The sequence below is a fragment of the Pinibacter soli genome, from assembly GCF_029961145.1.
In the GTDB taxonomy this organism is placed as follows: Bacteria; Bacteroidota; Bacteroidia; order Chitinophagales; family Chitinophagaceae; genus Pinibacter; species Pinibacter soli.
In genome coordinates this window covers 25,922-50,473 of the sequence record NZ_JASBRG010000006.1, presented here as the reverse complement: position 1 = coordinate 50,473, position 24,552 = coordinate 25,922, and the positions used below count along the sequence as shown (strand labels likewise).

The following is a 24,552-nucleotide window of genomic DNA, read 5'->3' as shown; positions in this document are numbered from 1 at the left end:
TAGCAAAACAAGCAATCCCCCGCACACACAGCATTTTCAACTTTCAACTTTCTAAAGCGTTCAACATTTCAAAAGAGCCAAACGCAAGTCGCTTGTCATCCCGAGGAACGAGGGATCTGGGCCCAAAACTAGTGAGCACAATGCGTAAACAATCACGCAGATCCCTCCTTCCTCGGGATGACAAGCAGTCTTTTCTTACGGGTCACAGCCACCATTCCGTTCGGAAAAAAAGTAGCAAAGCAACCAAAAGCAAGTCGCTTGTCATCCCGAGGAACGAGGGATCTGGGTGATTGTTTATGCATAATGTTCGCCAGTGTTAGACTCAGATCCCTCCTTCGTCGGGATGACAAGCAGTCTTTTCTTACGGGTCACAGCCACCATTCCGTTCGGAAAAAAAGTAGCAAAACAAGCAATCCCCCGCACACACAGCATTTTCAACTTTCAACTTTCTAAAGCGTTCAACATTTCAAAAGAGCCAAACGCAAGTCGCTTGTCATCCCGACGAAGGAGGGATCTGCGTGATTGTTTATGCATAATGTTCGCCAGTGTTAGACCCAGATCCCTCCTTCGTCGGGATGACAAGCAGTCCTTTCTTGCGAGTAACAACCACCATTCCGCTCGGAAAAAAAGTAAAGCAAACAATCGCAATCTCCACACGCACAGAAAGCATTTTCAACTTTCAATTATCTAAAGCGTTCATCATTTCAAAAGAACCAAATGCAAGTCGCTTGTCATCCCGAGGAACGAGGGATCTGCGTGATTGTTTATGCATAATGTTCGCCAGTGTTAGACCCAGATTCCTCCTTCGTCGGGATGACAAGCGGTCTTTTCTTACAGGTCACAGCCACCATTCCGCTCGGAAAAAAAATAAAGCAAACAATCGCAATCCCCGCCCGCACACACAGCATTTTCAAGTATCTAAAGCAGTCAGCTTCAAATAGCCCAGGTTTATTTTATCTTCTTCTGAATTGCCCCTTTCAGTAATCACAAGCGAAAACCTTTCTTTTAACCCCTCCGGTAAAATATCCGTTATTTCATAAAGGTCATCCACATCTACACCATACTTATCATCAATATGTGAATTAGCGCCTTCAAAGCCGCAGTGTTTATAGAAAGCCGTCTGCTTCGCTTTTTGAATTGCCACGCTTTTTTCTTCCGCCACTACAAGCATTTTGTAGTGAAACTCTTCAAACTCATTTTGCTTATAACCACCAAGGTTTATAAAAAATAGTTTGTTGGCAGTGCTTTGTACAACAGCTTTCCCTTCTTCTTTTTCCAACACCTCAATAGTAAATCCCTCCACATGTTTCACCTCGCGCCATGCATCGATATGTATTTTATCCTTTGCCTCCGGCCAAAAATCTTGAATAGTGGCAACCGTATTTTTCAACGAATCACTGATGGTAAAAAACATATCGTGCTGCTCCGTATTTCTGCCTTTTGGCTTGCAACCCAGCAATAGCATATATAGTTTGAAAGATGACATGTATCGAAGGTAGAGAATAACTGAATAACCGAGTAACTGAGTGGCAAGCCGCACCGTCATTGCACATCAATTTTTGAATCATTGATCGCAACACAACACACACCAAGACCGCGCCGTCATTGCGAGGCCAGCGGAGAAAGAAGTTCGCGTTTAGTCAAGAAGCTTGCTTCAAGTGAATCGGCCGAAGCAATCCCCGCACGTGCAATGAGATTGCTTCGGCCCGCTCGCTGTTATTGCCAATATTGTTTGTTAATTGAAACACGCTTTGTCGGCTGGGCCTCGCAATGACGTGCCGCATCGCACATCAATTTTTGAATCATTCAATCATGGAATGCAACACAACACACACCAAGCCCGCACCGTCATTGCGAGGCCAGCGGAGAATGAATAATGAACTATCTATTGAAAGACGAACAGAAAGCAAGCGGCCGAAGCAATCCCCGCACGTGCAATGAGATTGCTTCGGCCCGCTCGCTGTTATTGCCAATATTGTTTGTTAATTGAAACACGCTTTGTCGGGAGGGCCTCGCAATGACGTGCAGCATTACATCAATCATCGAATCATTGAATACAACACACCAAGACCGCACCGTCATTGCGAGGCCAGCGGAGAAAGAAGTTCGCGTTTAGTCAAGATGCTTGCTTCAAGTGAATCGGCCGAAGCAATCCCCGCCCGCGCAATGAGATTGCTTCGGCCCGCTCGCTGTTATCGCCATATTGTTTGTTAATTGAAACACGCTTTGTTGGCCGGGCCTCGCAATGACGTGCCGCATCGCACATCAATTTTTGAATCATTGATCGCAACACAACACACACCAAGACCGCACCGTCATTGCGAGGCCTGCGGAGAAAGAAGTTCGCGTTTAGTCAAGAAGCTTGCTTCAAGTGAATCGGCCGAAGCAATCCCCGCACGCGCAATGAGATTGCTTCGGTCCGCTCGCTGTTATTGCCAATATTGTTTGTTAATTGAAACACGCTTTGTTGGCCGGGCCTCGCAATGACGTGCAGCATTACATCAGTCATCGAATCATTCAATCATGGAATACAACACAACACACACCAAGCCCGCACCGTCATTGCGAGGCCAGCGGAGAATGAAGTTCGCGTTTAGTCAAGAAGCTTGCTTCAAGTGAATCGGCCGAAGCAATCCCCGCCAGCGCAATGAGATTGCTTCGGCCCACTTGCTGTTATCGCCATATTGTTTGTTAATTGAAACACGCTTTGTTGGCCGGGCCTCGCAATGACGTGCAGCATTACATCAGTCATCGAATCATTCAATCATGGAATACAACACAACACACACCAATCCCGCACCGTCATTGCGAGGCCAGCGGAGAATGAAGTTCGCGTTTAGTCAAGAAGCTTGCTTCAAGTGAATCGGCCGAAGCAATCTCTCACCCGTGCATAGAGATTGCCCGGCCGCGTTCTTTCTGTTCGGCTTTCAGTTATTCAGTTTATTTCTTATTTGTCTTTTAACTAAAAACTAAAGTCCTTTTACCAATCATTACCACCGCCACCACACATAGCTTTGCCATCGCAATTTTAAACAACACCATTGAGCATTAGCTCTTCCCATTAAATATTTTAAAAACAAATCAAATTTTATGAAAAAGAAACTGTTACTCGTATGTTCTTTAGTGGGAGCTGCTTTACTCTCCCAGGCCCAAACAAAAATCGGCGGTGCACCGGGCCCTGCAAACACTGACGCCTATCTTCAATTGGGCGATGCTACAGGCGCCAGCAAAGGGTTATTAATGCCAAGAGTAATTTTAAAGTCTACTGATCTTGCTTTTCCATTGAGTGCGCACGTAGCGGGCATGTATGTGTACAATACAGCTACAGCCGGCAGTGGTACTACACAGGTTACACCGGGTTTATATTATAATGATGGTACGCAATGGCAACGTGTTACTACGGGCCAAACATCTATTTTAGGCAGCAATGCACCAACAGGTACAGCGGCTGTTGGGACTATTTACACAGATACGCTGACTTACTTAAACAATGACTGGACGGTACAAAATCCTAATGACGACTTCGGCCAACAATATACCTATGATGGCAGCAGCTGGATTTCGTATTCTGCGCCAGCGTCTACAGAGTGGTATTTGAAAGGGGGAAACGACGCAGGCGGCAATAAAAAGATGCTCATTTATAGAGATGCGGATATTAATGTTAACGGGCTTACCGTTGGACGTGGAGGCGGAAACATTTCTACTAACGCGGCAGTAGGCGGCGGTGCATTATTTAATACAACTACGGGTGTATGGAATACAGCCCTTGGCGGATCGACGTTGACATCAAATACTACCGGTGTATTTAATACAGCTGTAGGCGGAGAAGCGTTGATGAATAACACAACCGGTGTTTATAATACAGCTCTAGGCGTAAATTCATTAATGAAAAATATAGCCGGAAGCTACAATACCGCCGTAGGTACAAATGCTGGTCAAAATCAAACTTCTGGAAACAATAACATTATAATCGGATCTGGCGCAAATGCAGTTAATCTTACTGGATCTAACCAGATGAACATCGGTAATATAATTTACGGTACGGGTACTAACGCGGCCGTTGGCGCTGGCAACATAGGTATTGGAACTACCAATCCTCAGGCAAAACTTGATGTAAGTGCGGATGCACTGGTAAATGGTGTTACCGTTGGACATGGAGGCGGAAACGTTTCTACTAATACGGCGTTCGGTGGTAATGCATTAGATGCAGTAGCCACTGGCACATGGAATACAGCCGTTGGAGCAGTAGCATTAAGCGCTAATACAAGCGGCTATTTAAATACTGCCGTTGGCGCCGATGCATTGCTGACTAACACAACCGGTTATTATAATACAGCTCTGGGTGTAAATACATTAATGAAAAACGTAAGCGGAAGCAACAATACTGCCATAGGTACGAATGCGCTCCAAAATTCTACAGGTGACCATAACATTGCAGTTGGTGTACAAGCCCTAAATGCTAACACTACAGGAACGCAAAACGTCGCAGTAGGAGGATACGCACTCTCGAGTTCAACAGCCGGTAGTCACAATACAGCCGTGGGTCACGGTGCTTCTCAAAGCGCAACTGGTGATTGGAACACCGCCTTAGGCTGGAATGCCGCAAAAGCTAATACTGCTGGTAATGGTAACGTTACAATCGGTTCTGGGGTACTGGCGGGTCAAACAACCGGTAATAACAATACCGCAATAGGTTTAAACGCTGGCAATAATCAGACTTCTGGAGATTATAACATTTTAATTGGATCTGGCGCAAATGCACCCAATCTGTCCGGTTCTAACCAAATGAATATAGGCAATATCATATATGCAACAGGTATAACCGGTGGTGGTGCCGGCAACGTAGGTATAGGAACTAGCGCACCCACTTCAAAACTTCAGGTTGTTGGTTTGCCGAAGTATGCAAATGACGCGGCTGCGGCTGCTGGTGGTTTAACTGCTGGAGCATTTTACCAAACTACCGGCACAGGTGCAGCACCTCTTAATGTTGCGGGTATATTAATGGTAAAACAGTAAACTATCAATACTTAAGTTTTGGGTAATGAGTTATGAGTTTAATGCATTGATGCAAACAAACTCATAACTCAACACTCACCACTCAAAACAAACAAAAACAATGAAGCAATTTTTAAAAAATAATATAAAACCACGGCTGGGTCTAAGCGCACTGCTGTTGCTACTGGGCAGCGGCAGGATGTACGCCCAAACCAGCTCCACTTACATAGATGGCGTAGTAAGTGTGCCAAAGGGTACTACGCTGCAATGGTATGGTAATGTGGAGATAGCCCCCACGGCCAAAATCTACATTGAAGATGGCGCAAAGATCATTTTTTACGGAGACGTTTTAAAGATGGACGCCAGTGCTCAGATATTCGGTGCCAATGCTGCCTGGACCGTTTTTACCGCAGGCACAGGCACGGGAAGCATCGTATTTCAAAAGCCTAACCCCAATGATAATAGCACCGGTCAACAGGTGCTGATAGGGAACAACAGCGGCAGCGCGACTGCCAATACCTTTCCCAGTATAGAAATTAACAATACCAATGGCGTAAAGCTAAATGGCAGCAATACAAGAATAGGCAGCAACTTAACCTTTACAGCGGGTCATTTGTACACAGATGTGCAGGATGCGGTACTCAGCAGTACGGCCGCTATTACAGGCGCAGATAAGAATAAGTATGTTGTTACGGCTGTGGCAGCTCCTACGGGAGGTCATTTGGTAAAAGAAAGTTTCACGGGAGCTTTTGTTTTCCCGGTGGGCATGGCAGATAATGACTACACGCCGGCAACTATAACACCGGCATCCGCCAACACGATCCACGTAAATGTTACGGACTATGCAAACGATGCCCCTGCTGAAAACAACGGTGCAGACGGTATGAAGCGCAGCTGGAACATTTATGGCAATACGAGCGCAGGAGCCACCGTAGCACTAACGCACAACAGTGGCACCAATGGCGGCCAGTGGATAAGTGGCGCCAACTTTGTTACCCAGTACGGTAGTGCCAATCCCAACCTGACAGGTGATAAAACCACAGGTGTACTGAGCCAGTGGCAAAGTAATACACCAGGTGCGAGCTCTGCAGCAGGCGGCGCCGGTACAGAAACCAACAGCCGCGTATACCCAGCACTTGCTACTACTGCCTCTGCTAACCAGGCATGGTACAGCAAAGCCAGCGATGTGATAAAACCGTTGCCATTGAAATTGCTAAGCTTTAATGCGGGCAAGCAACTTGGCAGCAGCAGCAATACGGCAATATTAACATGGACCGCAGCCGAGCAGGTAAACACCAAATCCTTTATCGTAGAGCGCAGCACCGATGGTAAGAATTACCAGGAGATAGGCAGCAAAGCGGCGGCAGGTAACTACGCCGGTGAAATGACCTACACCTTTACAGATGCCAATGCTTCTACAGGCACCAACTACTACCGCCTTAAAATGGTAGATATAGATGGACAATCTACTTACAGCAGTGTAAAAACAGTAGCGTTTGACGCAGCAGCATCAGTAAACGTGTATATAGCACCAAACCCAACAAGGGGCCAGTTCTATGTGAAGGGATTAACTCAGGCATCTGTAGTTCGGGTAATAGACATGAGTGGTAAAGTATTGCAAACCTACAGTGGCATCACTCAATTTAACATGGTAAACATTTCTCAATTGCCTGCAGCTGTATACCTGGTACAGGTAGTAGAAGAAGGCAAATTTGTAGGTACGTTTAAAGTGGTGAAAGAATAGACTAAACAGAAGAAGCAAACGATAGGCCGCAACACAATTAATAACCTGCGATTGTACAATTAAAGGCATGGCGCGCCGGAGTGTAATTCATTAAATATGAAAATCTCTGGTGCTCTGTGCCTTTGTACATTTAAGCGGGTTCTAAAAATACATGAGCCATCAGCAATGGGCAATATTTACATTGGAATCCGGGCACTTTTAACAGGCACGGTTCTAACCGTTGCCACAGTACTTATAGGGTTCCGTTATTTAGCAGCATGGAAAAAAGCACAAACAGAGAAAACAAAAGATCGCAAATGCCACCTGTCAAAAAAAGAAATCAGCACCCGGCAGCGGATGCTTGACAAGGAAAGAGAAACAAACAGCAAATAAAACATCTCCGTTGCCACAGAGGCACAGAAACACAGAGGAGTTTTTCTTTTCTGTGCTTCTGTGCCTCTGTGGCAAACCTCACGACAAAAAGAAATCAATTGAAAAACCGAAAGTCAGTATGTGTGCTCATTGCACTAATAGTAATAATAGTTGCAATGCATGCACATAAGATAAACAACAACCGCAGTCCTGAATTACAGAATAACATGAGCGTATCAGCTAATCGCTAAAATGCCTGATGCTTAATGCAAAACGCTTAACGCCTAACGCAGTGCAACGTCGACCTTCAACTGCATTAAGCTTTAGGCGTTCAGCGTTTAGCCAAAGCATCATACAACGACATGCCTGTCAAAATAAAAGAAGACTGCACCGTCATTGCCCGCCCGGATGAATCCGTTAGGACGGGCGAGGCCCACTCGCTGTTATTGCCACAGTCAATTCAAGATTCAGTTTTCATCCGCCCCACCACGCGAAGGGCTTTTTTATTTGATAAAAAGCAATTAACTTGGACGTATAAAACAAACTTTATACGTATGACAAAAGTAAAATTAACGCTCTCGGTTACAGCGGAATTTGCGAATAATATTAAACAATATGCCGTAATGAAAAGCACCACCGTTTCAGACTTGTTTGAAAAAGCCTATCCCAGATTAAGGGCGCAAACCGGGACGCTTACAGACTTACCCAACCGTTTAAAAAACAAAATGGGAGAAGACCGTTATAGGAAAATGCAACAATCGTTATCAGGCGTAGATGCCAAACAGGAATTTCACAAACATTTAGATAAAAAATATGGCAGCAAACGTTCTCATTGATGCAAATATTCTTGTTGATTTCCTTTCCAGAAGAGATACAGCTGTCAATCTTACTGCAACCAATAATTTAATGAAGCGCATCTCCGACAAATCAATAAATGGTTTTATCTCGCCTCAAATAATTCATATTGTCTCCTACCTTATGCAAAAAAATTATAGTGCATCAGTAGACGACATAAGGTTTTTTTGGGACGAGTTGCTGTCATTTGTTTACTTGATTGAGTGCAATGAAAATGCCATAGACGATGTTATACTAAGCGATATGGTAGATTTTGAAGATTGCATGCTCGCCTATACTGCCGTCCATAATGGCATGGACTATTTGGCAACGAACGATAAAAATTTTCTAAAGCAACAAATCCCTCAACTACAAATAGTTACACCGTCCGCTTTATTAAAACAACTACCATGAGTTATGATGAAAAAATCCTGGGCTTTTGCCAGGGGCGTTTGTGTGCATCACTTATTTAACCGCAAAGGATACACAAAGGATGCGCAAAGAAAATGAAGGGTTTTTAATCCAATGTCGTTTAGTTAAGCAATTTTTCAATTACTTGGTTGCTATGCAAGGAAAGAAAGACTGCTTGTCATCCCGACGAAGGAGGGATCTGCGTGATTGTTTACGCACAGTATTGGCTAGTGTTAGGCTCAGATCCCTCGTTCCTCGGGATGACAAGCGAGATGCTTTTGTTTTTTCAAACACCTTAACTAAACGACATTGGGTTTTTAATCGGATGCGCATTGCGTAAAGAGGCACTTTGCGTAAAAGAAGAATAAGGAGTGTTTATACTTTCAATCATCCTCACTTGATGTCTACCATATGTTTCAAACTTTGCGCCTTTGCGGTAAAAAATGTCGCCAATCAAAGTGCACTCAACCTAAAATAGCCGGGTTACATCTAAACCACTCAGTTATTCAATTATTCAGTTAATCAGTCTTTAATCCCGCGACCTTCCTCTGAAACCGCCGCCTCCTCCACCACCACCGCGGCCATTAAACGTTCCCGTTCTTCCGCCGAACTTGCCGAGGTTATACATAAAGCTCGCCATGAAAAATCTTTGCAGTACCTGCGTGCGTGTATCCTGCACCCAGTTGTCGCCCGTACTGGTGCTGATGCTCTTGTTTTGATTTAAGATATCAAGCACGGACAAACGCACTTCTCCATTTTGTTTTTTGAACAATCGCTTCGCAACACTCGCATTCCACAAAGGCACATTTTGATTAAAGCCACTGCTTCTTCCGGTGTTTACAAAAAAATCGAAATCAGAGGAGAGCATATATGTTTTGAAGAAAGAATAGGTTACGTCAAGAGAATAGTGATACGAGAAATATTTTATGTCCTGCGTTTTATTTACCGTATAGGTAGAAGTGTTGTAAGTAACATTAGCACTTGCTCCAAGATCAAGCTTGTCCTTAATATTCATGTTGAAATTAAAGCGCTCGTTCAGCACCCAATTGTTAGAAAAGTTTTTAATGGAATCCAAAATACTTACATCACGATTAAATCTTGCCGAAGTAGTAAGATTCAAATTCAGCGGGCTCTTTTTTCCTGAAGCCACCTTCACCAAAGGAATACCTGTTGTAACATACAAAGAGGAATTGTAAGAACCATTCGTGTTTACCGGAATGATCATTTGCGCCTTATCGAGCGTGATGATCTGGTTTACGATCTTGTTGTTGATCGTTGAAAAATTCAGGTCCATGCTCAGGAACATGAAGTTGTTTGGATTAAACGTTTTGTAGCTCAATCCAAATTCCTGTGTGAACTGCTGCTTCAGATAAGGGTTACCTGCACGCAGCTGCAATTGGTTGGACGAATCGATCACGTTTTGCAATTGCGTAATGGTAGGCGATTGCGTATTACCATGATAATTGAAACGAATGCTTTTTCTTGTACCCAGGTAATAATTAAAATTCGCCGTTGGGAAAAAGTTTACAAAGTTCTGGTTGGTGTATGTTGAGTACGGCTTTCTTGTAGAATCGAGTCTGACACTTTCATTTTTGATAGTAGAAAAATTGACAGCACCTCCCAATTGAAAATCATACTTTTCCTCTTTCACACGGAAGTTTGTTCCTGCACGATGCGTGATCTGGCCATTTTCAAAATGATTGGTAAGGCCAATGTTTGGCAAAACAAATTTGTCAAACGTACTGTCATAATCAAAAGTCTTTTTATCGGAAGTATTTTGATTATTAGTATAGGCATAGTTGAATTCCAGGATCTTGTTTAACCCTATCCCTTCAGTAAAAGACGTGCTTACAGTATTGTTCTTTGAATCACCGGTTTGGTTGTTCTGCTGGTTTTGATTGTTGTGATAATATCTCACGCTATCCGGCGTAAACCTTGCCTGGTCTGACAAAACATAACTTGTGCCATTGTTGGCGCTGAACCCTGTATTCCATCCAACCGTTAATGTGCGGCCCACTTTTTTAAACCGGTGGCGGAAAAGCAGGTTGTTGCCAAAATTCCAACCGTCCCTCGTGCCGTTGGTTTGTCTGTCTGCCAACACCGCCAGGTAATCGTAAGGCTTTGTCGATTCCGTTTTCTGACCGCTCTCGCTATAGTTTGTAGAATGCTGTGTGCTGAACGTAGGTATGGCCAAAACAGAGTTCATGGAATCGATCGCATATTCCCATCTGAAATTGATACGGTTGTTCAAATTCTTATTGTTCGAAGACGAAATCGTATTTGAATTGGAAGATGAATCCGTATACAGGTTTTGTCTGTAGGTATAGCTATTATTAACTGTTTCAGAATTTGCAATAAAATAGTTGCCACTTACATCCATTTTCGGCGACCACTTATCGCGATAGTTAAAGCCCGCATCCCAAACGGTTGTGTTTCCATCGGCACTTCCGCTATTGCCGCCGCCGCCACCGCCACCACCACGGTTTCCACCGCCACCACCTTTTCCGCCACCGCCACCACCTCCGCTGCCAAACATATCCGGAGATGTAAAGCCTGCAACGTTCACATTGTTTGCGCCACCCACTACAGACATCTGTGTGTTTTGCTTGAAATCGTTGAACATCAAACTTCCGTTATAGCGGTCGCTCGTACCCGCGCCTACATTCGCACGACCGAAGTAACCTTTCTTTTTATCTTTCTTCAGTTTAATGTTTATCGTTTTTTGTTTATTGCCATCATCGATCTTGGTAAACTTCGCCTGGTCGCTCATGTCGTCAAATACCTGCACACTTTCGACCATGTCCGCAGTCAAATTCTTTGTAGCCAGTTTCGGGTCGTTACTGAAAAATTCTTTTCCGTCCACATATACTTTTGTGATCTGTTCGCCCTGGTTGGTAATGTTACCGTCTTTATCAACTTCCACGCCCGGCAATTTTTTCAAAAGGTCTTCCACCGTTGCGTTTGGTTTCGTCTTGAAAGCGCCGGCGTTAAACTCAACAGTGTCTTTTTTTATTATGATAGGCGGTCTCTGCACGATTACTTCCTGAAGCATATCAGACTGCTTCGCCATGTGGATCGTGCCAATTTCTACAACAGGTTTATCCCCCGTTAAATGCAGTGTTGTATCATAAATACGATAGCCTGTGAAGGTCACTTGCAGCAGGTATTTATTGGCAGGAATGTTTTTTAAAGAAAAATGTCCTTTGCTATCCGCGATGCTAAAGGCGGTCTGAGAAGAGTCAGTTAACAGCATCAGGCTCACTGTAGCATCTGAAAGAGGCTGTTTGTTGGCAGAATCTACGATCGCTCCATTAATGGAGACTTTGTTTTGGGCATTTGCAAAACAGGTTACTAAAACAAGCAATAAAAGGCAATAGATCTTTTGCATCGGGCAAAATGGTTAAGGTTCCGGTTATTTGATGATTAAAATGATCTGGGTGCGGCACCCAGGCCTGACAGGTTTCTAAAAACCTGTCAGGTCTTGTAACTCGCCGTGCTTCGTGGAGACACGAACCACGGCGGTGTCACATTTCTGGTGAGCAACCCTATCAATTATTAATTGACATTACGATTTAGACGAAAAATCGCCCAAAAACTTGCTACCGCCACAAATTTTTATACAAACGGTAAGGGAACGTTCCCGGGACAGGATAACTGAGTGACTGAGTAATTGAATAACTGAACGCCCCTATTTGATTATGCATTTCGACATTGGACTCTTCAGTTATTTGTTTCCCCCCAAAGGTTCCCTTCAATAACGCTCCTCAGCCCTCAACCCTTCAGTTATTCAGTTACTCAGTTATTGAATAATTAAAGGGCCTTATGTCGGGTAGCCGTGGTTCGTGAAGACACGAACCAGTGATTTTTGCAGTTCGTGTCCTCACCATAGCCGTCAACCTAAGGGGGTTTGTTCAAAAGAACAAACGACAACTAACGTGTCGCCCCGCTGGGGCTTGTAATAACGTCGGGAAGTTCAAGATAGCCCCAGCGGGGCGGCATGTTCGTAGTATTATCCAAATCCAGCGAACCGAATACGAGCCCCAGAGGGGCGACATGTTAAATAACGCGAAGCGAAAAAAAATCAACCCCTTAGGTTGACGGTTATGGTTTCTCTACGAACCATTGATTTTTTGCGGTTCGTGGAGACACGAACCACGGCTGCAGAGAATAACTGAGTGACTGAGTAACCGAATAATTGAATAACTGAACGCTCCTATTTGATTATGCATTTCGACATTGGACTCTTCAGTTATTTGTTTCCCCCCAAAGTTTCCCTTCAATAACGCTCCTCAGCCCTCAACCCTTCAGTTATTCAGTTACTCAGTTATTCAGTTATTGGCAAAGCCTTTAAAAAGATCGCGCCAATGCTGAAAAATTCTGTGGTTTACCCTATTTTTGGCAGCCTAGAACCATTTAGACACTATTAATGAAATCTATACCGGAAAAGCATTTTACGCTTAGCGACTTTGAGGAGGTTATTTTTAAAGGAAAGAAAGTAAAACTGCAAGATGCGGTGATAAAACGCATTGAAGAGAACCATGCTTTCTTGAAGAATTTTTCTTCCAATAAACTTATATACGGTATCAATACCGGCTTTGGGCCAATGGCTCAATATAAAGTGAGCGAAGAAAATTTACTTCAGTTACAATACAACCTGATTCGCAGCCACTCTTCAGGCAGCGGGAAATTAATGGAACCCATGCTTGTGAAATCTTTAATGATGGCGAGACTGGGAAGCATTATGCAAGGCTATTCCGGCGTTCATCCACAAGTAGTGGAAGTTTTGCAAGAGCTCATCAACAAAGATGTTTATCCATGTATTTACGAACATGGTGGCGTGGGCGCAAGCGGCGACCTTGTTCAGCTTGCTCACTTAGGGCTTGTGCTCATAGGCGAAGGCGAAGTGATCTACGAAGATAAAGTGCAGCCAACCGAAGAAGTATTTAAAAGATTAAATATTACACCACTTTCAATACATGTGCGCGAAGGCCTTGCCATTATCAACGGAACATCAGCAATGACGGGCGTTGGCATGGTGAACCTGATCCAGGCAAAAAAATTATTGCACTGGTCACTATTGCTTTCTGCAATTACAAATGAAGTGGTAGAAGCATACGATGATCACTTCTCTCACGAATTGAATGTTGTTAAAAGACATTTTGGTCAAAACAAAGTGAGTGAAATTTTGCGCGACCTTTTGAAAGGAAGCAAACTCATCCGCAGCAGAGAAGAACATTTATATGACGCAGAAAAAACCGACAGAGAGATCTTTACCGATAAAGTGCAGGAATATTATTCACTGCGTTGCATCACTCAAATATTAGGACCGATTTACGACACCATTCGCCACGCAGAAGAAACTGTTGTGAATGAGGTGAATTCAGTAAACGATAACCCGGTAATTGATCACGAAAACAAAAACGTGTTTCACGGCGGTAATTTCCACGGCGATTATATTTCCCTGGAAATGGATAAACTGAAAATTGCCGTTACAAGACTGGCAATGCTATCCGAAAGACAATTGAACTATTTGCTCAACGAAAAATTGAACCAGAAGTTTCCGCCATTTGCAAACCTTGGCGTGCTTGGTTTGAACTTTGGTATGCAGGGCATGCAGTTTCCGGCAACATCCACCGTTGCGGAAAACCAAACACTTTCCTTCCCGATGTATGTACACAGCATCCCCAACAACAACGACAACCAGGACATCGTGAGCATGGGTTGTAACGGAGCGCTGATCACTAAAAAAGTTATCGACAACTCCTTCGAAGTACTTACCATCCAGGCAGGAACATTGCTACAGGTAATTGATTACGCAAACTTTGGCGATAAGCTGGCACCTGTTTCCAAAAAAATGTACAAGAAATTAAGAGAACTGTTCCCAAAATTCGTAGAGGATGTTGCTCCTTATAAAAAACTCAAAGCAGTAAAAACATTTTTGGAAAATACAGATCCCTTCGTTGAAGTAAAAAGTGAATCAATTTGAAAATTTGAAGATTTGAGAATTTGAAAATGCTTTAGGCGTGTCCTTCCAACTTTATTATTTGCTCCCGGACATTTAGAGAGCTAGTCCAAAAATGAAAAGTTGCGCAGAACGAATTTTCAAATTCTCAAATCTTCAAATTGGCTAGTTTCAAATTCTCCATTTCAAAAAGAATTTTCACATGAAAAGCGCACTCGTCACCGGCGGTAGCCGCGGAATCGGCCGAGCAGTTTGTTATAAATTAGCAGAGCAGGGCTATCATATTATCGTAAATTACAGAAGCAACGAAGCGGAAGCGTTGGCAACTTTGGAGAACATCAAATCGAAAGGCGGATCGGGCGAATTGTTGAAATTTGATGTAGGCTCAAAAGAAGATATTCAGTCTGTGCTGGGAGCATGGATAGAAAATAATAAGAACAATAACATCGAGGTACTTGTAAACAACGCCGGCATTAAAGATGACGGTCTGATGATGTGGATGAAAGATGAGCAATGGGAAAATGTTTTAGGTACAAGCCTCAATGGATTTTTCTATGTAACTCGCCTCGTGCTCAATGGCATGCTCATGAAGCGTTACGGAAGAATTATCAACATGGTTTCGTTGTCTGGTATTAAAGGACTGGCAGGACAAACAAATTATTCCGCGGCAAAAGCAGGTGTGATCGGTGCTACAAAAGCATTGGCGCAGGAAGTGGGAAAACGCGGCGTTACCGTAAATGCGGTGGCTCCCGGATTTATCAGAACAGATATGACCGAAGGCCTGCCGGAAGATGAACTGAAAAAAATGATTCCTGTGAACAGATTCGGAACGGTGGAAGAAGTGGCGCATGCCGTAAGTTTTCTTGCCGCACCCGAAGCTGGTTACATTACGGGAACAGTGATTTCTGTAAACGGAGGATTGTACACATAGTTACAAGCAGCAAGTTACAAGGGGCAGGGTGCGAGCTGTTTGAATATATAATAGACCAGATTAGTTTCGCAAGACATGTAACCAGAAACTTGCCACCTGCGACTAACCAAAACAACTTTTTATCTTTACATCATGAACAGAGTAGTGATAACAGGATTAGGCATTTATTCGTGCCTTGGGAAAAACCTGGATGAAGTAACCAAATCGCTGCATGAGGGAAAATCGGGCATTGTGTTCGATTCTGAACGTAAGGCATACGGTTATCGCTCCGGGTTGACGGGTTTTGTGGAAAGACCTGCGCTGAAAGGTGTGCTCGACAGACGTGCACGCATCATGTTGCCCGAACAAGGCGAATACGCATACCTCGCTACCTCAGAAGCGATGCAAAATGCAAAGATCGATGCGGATTATCTTGCAACGATTGAAGCCGGAATTTTGTACGGGAACGACAGTTCTGCTGCGCCGGTGATTGAAGCGACAGATATCATCAGGACAAAAAAAGACACTACATTATTGGGTTCCGGTTCTGTGTTTCAAACCATGAACTCTACAGTGACCATGAACCTGGCCACTATTTTCAAACTAAGAGGCGTAAATTTTACCATTAGCGCGGCTTGCGCAAGTGGTTCGCATTCCATAGGATTAGGGTATCATTTTATCAAGACCGGTTTGCAGGAAATGGTAGTGTGCGGCGGCGCACAAGAAATCAACTATCTTTCCATGGGTAGTTTCGATGCGCTTTCAGCATTTTCCATCCGTGAAGGCGATCCAACAAAAGCCTCCCGGCCCTTTGACCGCGACCGCGATGGATTGATCCCCAGCGGAGGTGCCGCAACTGTGATTTTAGAAAGTCTGGAATCTGCCCTGAAAAGAGGCGCTCCTATTTTAGCTGAAGTGGTGGGTTACGGTTTCTCTTCAAATGGTGCCCATATTTCCAATCCAACCGTGGAAGGTCCCTCAAGGGCGCTGAACATGGCGCTGAAAGACGCTGGTTTACAAAGCAAAGACATCGACTACATAAACGCTCACGCCACCTCCACCCCGGCGGGTGATGCCAGCGAGGCGAAGGCGATAGATGAGGTTTTTGGGTCCACAAAACCATATGTAAGTTCCACAAAATCAATGACCGGGCACGAATGCTGGATGGCCGGTGCTAGCGAAATCGTATACAGCATGCTCATGATGCAAAACGGATTCATTGCCCCTAACATAAACTTCGAAAACCCCGATGAGGATTCTGCAAAACTCAATATTGTAAAAAATACCATTAATGCAGATATTGATATATTTTTGTCGAACTCCTTTGGCTTTGGAGGTACAAACTCCTCGCTTATTGTAAAAAAATATACGGGAGTGTAAAAAAATTAACCCAGCGGTAGTAGAGACAAGGCATTGCCTTGTCTGTCCAAAAGACATTGCAATGCCTTGTCTCTACCAAGAAATGTTTAACCCCTTAATGAAAAATAATGAAAATGAGTAATGAAGAAATAATCGGGAAAATCAATGAATTCCTGGTTGAAGAGTTTGAAGTGCCTGCGGATAAAATTACTGCCAATGCTAACCTTAAAGAAACGCTTGAACTCGATAGCCTGGATTACATTGACCTTGTAGTGGTTATTGAAAGCAACTTTGCTTTCAAAGTAAAACCAGAAGATTTTGTAGGAATTGTAACCTTCGAGGATTTTTACAACTACATCATTTCCCGCGTTAATGCTAAAGAATTTGCTTAATGTCTTCCTGGCAAGGTAGATCAAAAGGTACCCCTTTGGGGTACCGGATCTTTATATCCATACTTAAAAACTTTGGCGTTTCTCCTGCTTATTTCCTGTTAAGATTTGTTGCCGGGTATTATTTCCTTTTCGACAGAAAGTCATCAAAAATTTTGCATAGCTATTTTCGTGACCGTTTGCATTTCAGCAAATGGAAAACCTTCCGCATGATGTACAAAAACTATTATGTGTTCGGTCAGGGCATCATCGACAAGGTAGTAATGATGGCAAATGTGGAGAACCAGTTCACCTTCGACTTTGACGGAGAAGAAAATCTGCGCAACATCACCGCACTTGGCAAAGGTGGCCTGCTGCTGAGTGCCCATTTGGGTAACTGGGAAATTGCGGGTCATTTATTGAAGCGCCTCGAAACCCGCATCAACATTGTGATGTACGATGGTGAGCACGAACAGATAAAACAATATCTCGAAGGTGTTACCGGCAAGCGCAACATGAATGTGATCGTAATTAAAGACGACATTTCACACATCTACGCCATCAATGAAGCGCTAAGAAACAATGAACTTGTTTGTATGCACGCCGATAGATTTGTAGAAGGAAACAAAACTGTTTCGCACGCATTTTTAGGCGAAGAAGCAAGATTTCCTCTCGGGCCGTTCGTGCTGGCATCTACGTTTAAAGTGCCTGTTTCTTTTGTATATGCTTTTAAAGAAACCAACAAACACTACCACCTCTTTTCAAGTGAACCCAGGCATTATACTCATTTAGCAAAAGCGGAAATTGTTCCTGCTTTGTTGAAGGACTATGTGGAAGAAATGGAGAGAAAAGCGAAACTATATCCCACACAGTGGTTCAACTATTATGATTTTTGGAAAGCGTGAAGATGGAAGTCGTTTGCCGTTTTACTTTAGACCGATCAACTTAATGATTTCTTACAGATAATATCTATAAGAAAGAATCGGATGTAAAACCCAACAACCGACAACTCAACTATCAACTTGAAAAAATCGTAGCTTCATTTTCTAAACAGCGCTATAGATCCATGACAGTAACTTTTCCGGTAGAAAATATACAGCCACTTATTCCTCAGGCACCGCCATTTGTGATGATTGATGCTATTGTTAAATCTGAGGCAACCGCGACCCGCAGTACGTTAAAAATAAAAGCTGATAATATCTTTGTAGAAAATGGCCTGTTCCGTGAACCTGGTCTTTTAGAGAACATTGCGCAAACTGCCGCCGCTGGCGTTGGTTTCGAAGCGCAGAAAGAAAACAGGCCCGCACCTATCGGCTACATTGGCGCAGTAAAAAATTTTGAAGTGTTTAGTTTACCCAAAGTGGGTACGACAGTTGAAACAGAAATTTTTGTGAGCAACACAATTTTCGATGTCACTGTTATCACGGGTAAAGTTTGGTACGACAATGTACTGCTCGCACAGTGCGAGATGAAAATTTTTGTACAACCGGATATGCCGGCGAAAGTTTTGTGAGTTTTGAGTGTGAAGAGCCGGGTAACGCAGTTTCGCTGCCGCACCTATTAATTTTTAATTCAATGTCGTTTAGTTAAGGTGTTTGAAAAAACAAAAGCATCTCGCTTGTCATCCCGAGGAACGAGGGATCTGGGCCTAACACTAACGAAACACTAAGCGTAAACAATCACGCAGATCCCTCCTTCGTCGGGATGACAAGCAGTATTTCTTTCCTGAACATGGCAACTAAGTAATTGAAAAGTTGCTTAACTAAACGACATTGAATTATTAATTATTAATTTTTTCGCAAAGCGAAAAGCAACACTTTATATCAAATTCACATTGTATGAAACATTTAAAAACAACACTGATCTTTTCCGTTTTGTTAGCCGTGTTTTCTATCGGCTCCGTTTATGCCCAAACACCAACCCCCAAAGACGTTTTTACGACCGATCTTCCGATAACTTATTTGGGCATTGATTTCTCAAACTCGAAATTGATTGGCGATACGGTAATTTCATTGACCGATCTTCCGACAAAGTTCGAGGCAATTAATGGCGTACCCGTTAATGAGGCAAAAAAATATGACATTGGCACAGCGTTGAAAAAAACGCATGTTACTAACGACCTTTCCGCCGTAAAAGAGCAGAACGATAAAATAGATCCTTCAAAATTTCTTTCAGGAAACGATGCTGATTATGCACGCTTCAAAGAAGCAGACATAAGCAAAATAGTAAGCAAGTACAATTTTAAAGGAAGATCCGGCGTGGGCGTTGTTTTTATTGCCGAAGGGCTTACCAAAAGACAGGAAAAAGCTTCCCTGTGGGTAACTTTTGTAGACATGAAAACCAACAAAGTAATTTATACAGAACGAATGGAAGGAAAGGCCGGCGGCTTTGGCTACAGAAATTACTGGGTGAAAACGGTTTGGAATGTAATCGAAGAAATAAAGAAACATAAGGACGAGGAGTGGATAGCCAAGTTCTCGAAATAGTTTTTTAACCACGGAGTTAACTGAGTTTTTTGACAAGGAATGGAGGTTTTGTGACAACTTCTTTTTCATTCTTTGGTAAATAAGCACTTGCCTCGAGACCCTTCTCCTTCACTCTGTAAAAAAACCTTCTTACCAACGAGTGCCATGGTTCGTGTCTCTCGAGCGCCATGGTTCGTGTCTCCACGAACTATCTGTTTGCGTCATCGCGGGTTCGTGAAGACACGAACCGAGGCACTCGAAAACCCGGTTGATTTTAGATTCAGCCGGGTTTCTTGTTTATTCAACCCCGCTATATGTCGCGGGTGTCAAAATAAATTACAATCCAGCCGTTTCAATGCTTTCTGACCGAAAAATTATCGTAGGTTTGGCCTCTTATGAAAAAAGTTCTGACCCATAAAACGGAGATAGCGGTAAAGTTCAATGAGGCAGATCCGTTAGGCATTGTGTGGCATGGCCATTACATCCGTTATTTTGAAGATGGAAGAGAAGCGTTTGGTGAGGCTCATGGGTGCCGGTATCTTGATTTTTATAAAAACGGCTATGTTGTGCCAATCGTAAGCGTAAACTGTAATTATAAAAAATCATTGAAGTATGGCGATAAGGTAATTATAGAAGCAAGTTATATACCAACGCCTGCGGCAAAAATGAACTTTGAATACACTTTGTACAATGCGAAAACTGGAGATGTAGTAGCGACAGGTACTTCGGTGCAGGTTTTTCTTGATCTTGAAAATTCCAACCTTCAGCTTACGCGACCTCCTTTTTTTGATGAATGGCTCAAAGAAAAAAATTTAATGTAAAACCTAAACAAATCAATAAACAAGTAAAGATTCCCAATCCCTTTTTTTACTTTTTATTTTTGCATTTTTACTTTGCTACGTATGCCAAAAGTTTTTGTAGTCGCGGATAATATTTACTCCCCACTCGGCAGCACCACTGCTGAAAACTTTAGTGAGCTGTTGAAAGGCAACAGTGGCGTACGCCGGCATTCACGCCCCGAGATTTTTAGCGAGCCATTTTTTGCAGCTATTTTCTCCCAGGAAAAAAACCAAGAATTTAGCACGGGCATTCAAAACGCCAATAAGTATACGAAGTTTGAAAAGCTTCTTATTCACTCTATAAAAAATGCATTGTCGCTTTGTGATGTGGACATACAGTCTGCATCAACGGCAATTATCATTTCCACCACAAAAGGAAATATTTCTTTGCTGGAAAACGAAATAGTGACGGGTGAAATGAAAGCGCAACTTCCTTTGCATAGTTCTGCAAAAGCAGTGGCTGATTATTTTCATAATCCAAATTTGCCTGTTACCATTTCCAATGCATGCATTTCAGGCATCTCAGCGCTGCTCACTGCGAAGAGACTGATAGAAACAGATCAATATGAAAATGTAATAGTAGCCGGCGCAGATGTAATATCATCGTTTATTTTCAGTGGCTTCAACTCTTTCCAGGCAATCAGCAAGCAAGTATGCAAGCCGTTTGACGCGGATCGTTCAGGTATTAATTTGGGCGAAGCTGCAGCAACTATCATTTTATCAAAACATAATAAAAATGCTTACGCCACTTTGGACGGTGGTTCTGTAAGCAATGATGCCAACCATATTTCCGGCCCTTCACGCACAGGTGAAGAATTGGCGATTGCCATTAAAAAAGCAATGCAGGAAGCTGACGCAAAACCCGATGCGATAGATTTTATTTCCGGTCATGGTACCGCAACTTTGTACAATGATGAAATGGAAGCAAAGGCTATTAATATTGCTGGGTTGCAGCAGGTGCCGGTTAATAGCTTGAAGCCGTATTTCGGCCACACACTTGGCGCGGCGGGAATATTGGAGTCTGTTGTGGCGCTAAGCACAATGAAGCAAAATACAATCATACCGACCCTGGGCTTTGAAAGCATAGGTGTGCCGGTGCCGGTAAATGTGCCTAATACCATTACTACGAAAAACGTTAATAAAATATTGAAAATAGCTGCCGGCTTTGGCGGATGCAATGCGGCACTTGTTTTCAGCAAAAACTAAAACCTTTCTATTCGATGCAATTTTTCAACGCACCTTCCGAAGAAACAGCCCTCGATGCGAGATCAAAAGCTCAGTGGATCGCATTTGCACCTGTGGTTTTCCAGGCCGCAAAATCACTAAGAAATACCGGTATTTTGAAAACGTTGGAAACTCACAAGGCAACCGGCATGACGATGGAAGAGGTTGAAAAAGAAACAGGCATATCTCACTATGGCGTTCGTGTGTTGCTGGAAGCGGGGTTGGGAATGGGACTTGTGTATGTAGAGGACGAAAAATATTACATGACCAAAACTGCATATTTCGTTTTGCACGACGAGATGACAAATGTGAACATGAACTTCATTCATGACATTTGTTACCACGGACTTCACAAACTGGAAGAAAGCATTCGAAACGGAAGGCCAGAGGGCCTGCCTACACTTGGCAACTGGAACACGATCTATGAAGGGCTCTCGAAATTGCCACCGCATCAGCAAAAAAGCTGGTTTGAATTTGATCATTTTTATTCAGACAATGCATTTCCCGGCGCTTTAAGAACGATATTTAAAACACAGTTCAAAACATTACTGGACATTGGTGGTAACACGGGAAAATGGGCCGTTGCCTGTACAAGATATAATCCGGAGGTGGATGTTACCATGATGGATCTTCCGGGACAATTGGGCCTTGCAAAAGAAAGAATTTCTAAAACAGAAGTGGCCGACCGTATTTCTTATTTTGAAACAAATATTTTAGATGAATCGCTGCCTTTTCCAAAAGGCTTCGATGCCATTTGGATGAGCCAGTTCCTTGATTGTTTTTCCGATGCCGAAATAGAGTCCATCCTTAAAAGATGTTACAACGCATTGAATGAGGGCGGCCATGTTTTCATAATGGAAACTTTCTGGGACAGGCAAAAATTTGAAGCAGCAGCATTTTCGCTTCAGCAAACATCATTGTATTTTACGGCCATGGCAAATGGTAACAGCCAGATGTATCACTCTGATGTGTTCAAAAAGATTGTTGTCGAAGCGGGCTTTGAAGTAGCAGAGCAGATTGACAACATTGGATTGGGACATACGATTTTGAAATGCCGGAAAAAATAAAGGCAATGTGCAGTGTACGAAAGTCATCCGGGCCATGCCTCTAAAGAATATCGTACACCGTGATCGCACGATGAATATTAAAACAAACAAAACCTCACTCAGCAATATGAAAAATGAAAAAGTTGATGTACTTGTAATCGGTGCCGGTCCTTCGGGAACCGTGGCGGCATCTATTGTAAACAAAGCGGGATACAAAGTAAAGATCGTAGAAAAACAAAAGTTTCCGCGTTTTGTAATTGGCGAAAGTTTATTGCCGCGTTGCATGGAAGCTTTGGACGAAGCTGGCTTTTTGCCATTCATCGAGCAAAGGGGCTTTCAGCAAAAATCAGGTGCAAAATTCGTGAGGGATGGCGCTGTGTGTGACTTTTCATTTTCTTCTCAATATACAAAGGGATGGAACTGGACGTGGCAAGTGCCTCGTGCAGAGTTTGATAAAACACTGGCAGACGCAGTAGAATCAATGGGCGTGCCTGTTGATTACGAAACAACTGTTACGGATATAAAATTCAACCCCGACCACACTTCCGTTACAACGGTAGAAGACAAAGACGGCAATAAATCAACCATTGAAGCTCGGTTCATCATCGACGGAAGTGGTTATGGAAGAGTAATTCCAAAGCTCTTCAATCTTGACAGACCCTCCACTCAAAAACCACGTAAAGCATTGTTTGCCCACACCGTGGATTTGAACCGTTCAATGGCCGATGAGCCAAACCGTATTACCATTGTAGTACACAAACCGGACACATGGGTTTGGGTAATTCCTTTTTCCAACGGCGTTACTTCTTTGGGCTTTGTAGGCGATCCGGAATTCTTCAAACAATTTGAAGGTGACGACGAAACGGTTTACCGCGCTATCATTGAAAGCGAACCGTACCTCGCGGATAGATTTAGAAATGTGGAGTTGAAATTCGGTACAAGAGTATTGGAATCATGGTCCGCAACAACAGATAAATTCTTTGGCGACGGCTTTGTATTAACAGGAAACGTAACGGAGTTCCTTGATCCTATTTTCTCTTCCGGCGTAACGCTGGCAACGGTTTCCAGCCAAATCGCTGCGAAACTCGTGATCCGCAAACTGAAAGGAGAAGATGTAGACTGGAAAACTGAATATCAGGACGTGATGATGCAAGGCGTAAATACATTCAGAGCTTATGTTTTCGCGTGGTACGACACTTCTTTGCACAAAATATTCTTTGCGCCAAAACCAGTGCCGGAAATTCAAAACATGATTTGCTCCGTATTGGCAGGTTACGTGTGGGACACAACAAACCCATATGTAAAAGATCATGCAAGAGCAATTGAGAAATTAGCAAAAGTGATTACTCTGGAAGAATCAATGGGGAAAAGATAATGACGCATTCGGCAAATATTGAGTCTGGCTCGCTTTCCCGAGAAAATGTTCCCGGCGGAGTGTATATCACGGGGTATAGCATTTTCAGAAATGGTGCGATTGAAAAAGACGATCACCTTGTCTGGAAAGAAGCGTCCGCCCAGCACACAGATGATTTTCTGGTAAGCGCCTATCGGCAAATGGGACTCAGTTATCCAAAATTTTTCAAAATGGATAACTTGTCAAAACTCGGTTTACTGGTTTCTGAAAACCTGTTATCTGGAACCGACTTAAAAGAAAGATACAAGCCGGATGAAATAAGTGTGGTTTTTGCGAATGCAAGCTCTAGCCTGGATGCAGATCAAAAATATTTCGACACCATAAAGGACATTGCGAGCCCCGCGCTATTCGTGTACACTTTGCCCAATATTGTGATTGGCGAAATTTGTATAAAAAACGGCTTCAAAGGCGAAAATGCTTTTTTTGTGTTTGATAAATTTGAAGCGAAGTTCCTGCATCAATATGTACAAACCCTGATGCAACAGAACACCAATAAAGCTTGTATTTTTGGGTGGCTGGAACTAATGGGCGACAGCTATGAAGCGGCACTGTTTCTTTTGGAAAAAGATGTCGCAGACAAAACAAATCCGTTTACACTAGAAAATATTAATAAACTATACTCATAATTTT

General features: G+C 43.1%; 19 protein-coding genes. 17 read left to right on the top strand and 2 right to left on the bottom strand.

Features of this window, described 5'->3' with window-relative positions; all coding sequences use genetic code 11:
• Nucleotides 1-910 precede the first annotated feature (910 nt).
• Entirely contained in the window at nt 911-1,546 is a 636-nt protein-coding gene (locus QJ048_RS10055; protein ID WP_282334213.1) for a DUF1543 domain-containing protein, read from the bottom strand.
• Nucleotides 1,547-3,090: 1,544 nt separating this feature from the next.
• Here QJ048_RS10055 and QJ048_RS10050 point away from each other — a divergent pair.
• The 5 genes from QJ048_RS10050 (at nt 3,091) to QJ048_RS10030 (ending at nt 8,338) form a co-directional block, all read left to right on the top strand.
• A complete protein-coding gene (locus QJ048_RS10050; protein ID WP_282334212.1) occupies nt 3,091-5,016 on the top strand; it encodes a beta strand repeat-containing protein in 1,926 nt (641 codons plus the stop codon).
• Between the two features lie 100 nt (nt 5,017-5,116).
• Nucleotides 5,117-6,739 carry a T9SS type A sorting domain-containing protein gene (locus QJ048_RS10045; protein WP_282334211.1) on the top strand — a complete coding sequence of 541 codons (1,623 nt, stop codon included), beginning with the start codon at nt 5,117-5,119 and terminating at the stop codon, nt 6,737-6,739.
• 96 nt (nt 6,740-6,835) lie between these two features.
• Nucleotides 6,836-7,111 (top strand): hypothetical protein, encoded by a 276-nt coding sequence (locus tag QJ048_RS10040; RefSeq protein ID WP_282334210.1) that lies wholly within the window; start codon nt 6,836-6,838, stop codon nt 7,109-7,111.
• Nucleotides 7,112-7,452: 341 nt separating this feature from the next.
• Nucleotides 7,453-7,926 (top strand): DUF6364 family protein, encoded by a 474-nt coding sequence (locus tag QJ048_RS10035; protein ID WP_282334209.1) that lies wholly within the window; start codon nt 7,453-7,455, stop codon nt 7,924-7,926.
• A complete protein-coding gene (locus QJ048_RS10030; RefSeq protein ID WP_282334208.1) occupies nt 7,904-8,338 on the top strand; it encodes a type II toxin-antitoxin system VapC family toxin in 435 nt (144 codons plus the stop codon). Before QJ048_RS10035 ends, QJ048_RS10030 begins: the two co-directional genes overlap by 23 nt.
• A 526-nt stretch (nt 8,339-8,864) precedes the next feature.
• Here QJ048_RS10030 and QJ048_RS10025 read toward each other — a convergent pair.
• Entirely contained in the window at nt 8,865-11,723 is a 2,859-nt protein-coding gene (locus QJ048_RS10025) for an outer membrane beta-barrel protein (RefSeq protein WP_282334207.1), read from the bottom strand.
• Nucleotides 11,724-12,761: 1,038 nt separating this feature from the next.
• Between QJ048_RS10025 and flxA the strand changes: the two genes are divergently transcribed.
• The 12 genes from flxA (at nt 12,762) to QJ048_RS09965 (ending at nt 24,548) form a co-directional block, all read left to right on the top strand.
• Nucleotides 12,762-14,321 carry a flexirubin biosynthesis tyrosine ammonia-lyase FlxA gene (gene flxA, locus QJ048_RS10020; protein ID WP_282334206.1) on the top strand — a complete coding sequence of 520 codons (1,560 nt, stop codon included), beginning with the start codon at nt 12,762-12,764 and terminating at the stop codon, nt 14,319-14,321.
• Between the two features lie 178 nt (nt 14,322-14,499).
• Entirely contained in the window at nt 14,500-15,228 is a 729-nt protein-coding gene (flxB, locus tag QJ048_RS10015; RefSeq protein WP_282334205.1) for a flexirubin biosynthesis SDR family reductase FlxB, read from the top strand.
• A 132-nt stretch (nt 15,229-15,360) separates the two neighbouring features.
• On the top strand, nt 15,361-16,587 hold the full coding sequence (locus QJ048_RS10010; RefSeq protein ID WP_282334204.1) for a beta-ketoacyl-[acyl-carrier-protein] synthase family protein: 1,227 nt from the start codon (nt 15,361-15,363) through the stop codon (nt 16,585-16,587).
• Between the two features lie 113 nt (nt 16,588-16,700).
• A complete protein-coding gene (locus tag QJ048_RS10005; RefSeq protein ID WP_282334203.1) occupies nt 16,701-16,958 on the top strand; it encodes a phosphopantetheine-binding protein in 258 nt (85 codons plus the stop codon).
• Complete coding sequence (locus tag QJ048_RS10000) at nt 16,958-17,839, top strand: lysophospholipid acyltransferase family protein (protein ID WP_282334202.1); 882 nt, start codon at nt 16,958-16,960, stop codon at nt 17,837-17,839. The genes QJ048_RS10005 and QJ048_RS10000 overlap by 1 nt, the downstream gene beginning before the upstream one ends.
• 161 nt (nt 17,840-18,000) lie before the next feature.
• Nucleotides 18,001-18,447: a hotdog family protein gene (locus tag QJ048_RS09995; RefSeq protein ID WP_282334201.1), complete on the top strand. Its 447-nt coding sequence runs from the start codon at nt 18,001-18,003 to the stop codon at nt 18,445-18,447.
• Between the two features lie 325 nt (nt 18,448-18,772).
• A complete protein-coding gene (locus QJ048_RS09990) occupies nt 18,773-19,420 on the top strand; it encodes a hypothetical protein (RefSeq protein ID WP_282334200.1) in 648 nt (215 codons plus the stop codon).
• 374 nt (nt 19,421-19,794) lie between these two features.
• Nucleotides 19,795-20,220, top strand: coding sequence for an acyl-CoA thioesterase (locus QJ048_RS09985; protein ID WP_282334199.1), 426 nt, complete (start codon nt 19,795-19,797; stop codon nt 20,218-20,220).
• 81 nt (nt 20,221-20,301) lie between these two features.
• On the top strand, nt 20,302-21,444 hold the full coding sequence (locus tag QJ048_RS09980) for a beta-ketoacyl-[acyl-carrier-protein] synthase family protein (protein WP_282334198.1): 1,143 nt from the start codon (nt 20,302-20,304) through the stop codon (nt 21,442-21,444).
• 14 nt (nt 21,445-21,458) lie between these two features.
• Entirely contained in the window at nt 21,459-22,529 is a 1,071-nt protein-coding gene (locus tag QJ048_RS09975) for a methyltransferase (protein ID WP_282334197.1), read from the top strand.
• Nucleotides 22,530-22,635: 106 nt separating this feature from the next.
• Nucleotides 22,636-23,883 carry an NAD(P)/FAD-dependent oxidoreductase gene (locus QJ048_RS09970; protein ID WP_282334196.1) on the top strand — a complete coding sequence of 416 codons (1,248 nt, stop codon included), beginning with the start codon at nt 22,636-22,638 and terminating at the stop codon, nt 23,881-23,883.
• Nucleotides 23,883-24,548: a hypothetical protein gene (locus tag QJ048_RS09965; protein WP_282334195.1), complete on the top strand. Its 666-nt coding sequence runs from the start codon at nt 23,883-23,885 to the stop codon at nt 24,546-24,548. The genes QJ048_RS09970 and QJ048_RS09965 overlap by 1 nt, the downstream gene beginning before the upstream one ends.
• Nucleotides 24,549-24,552 lie beyond the last annotated feature (4 nt).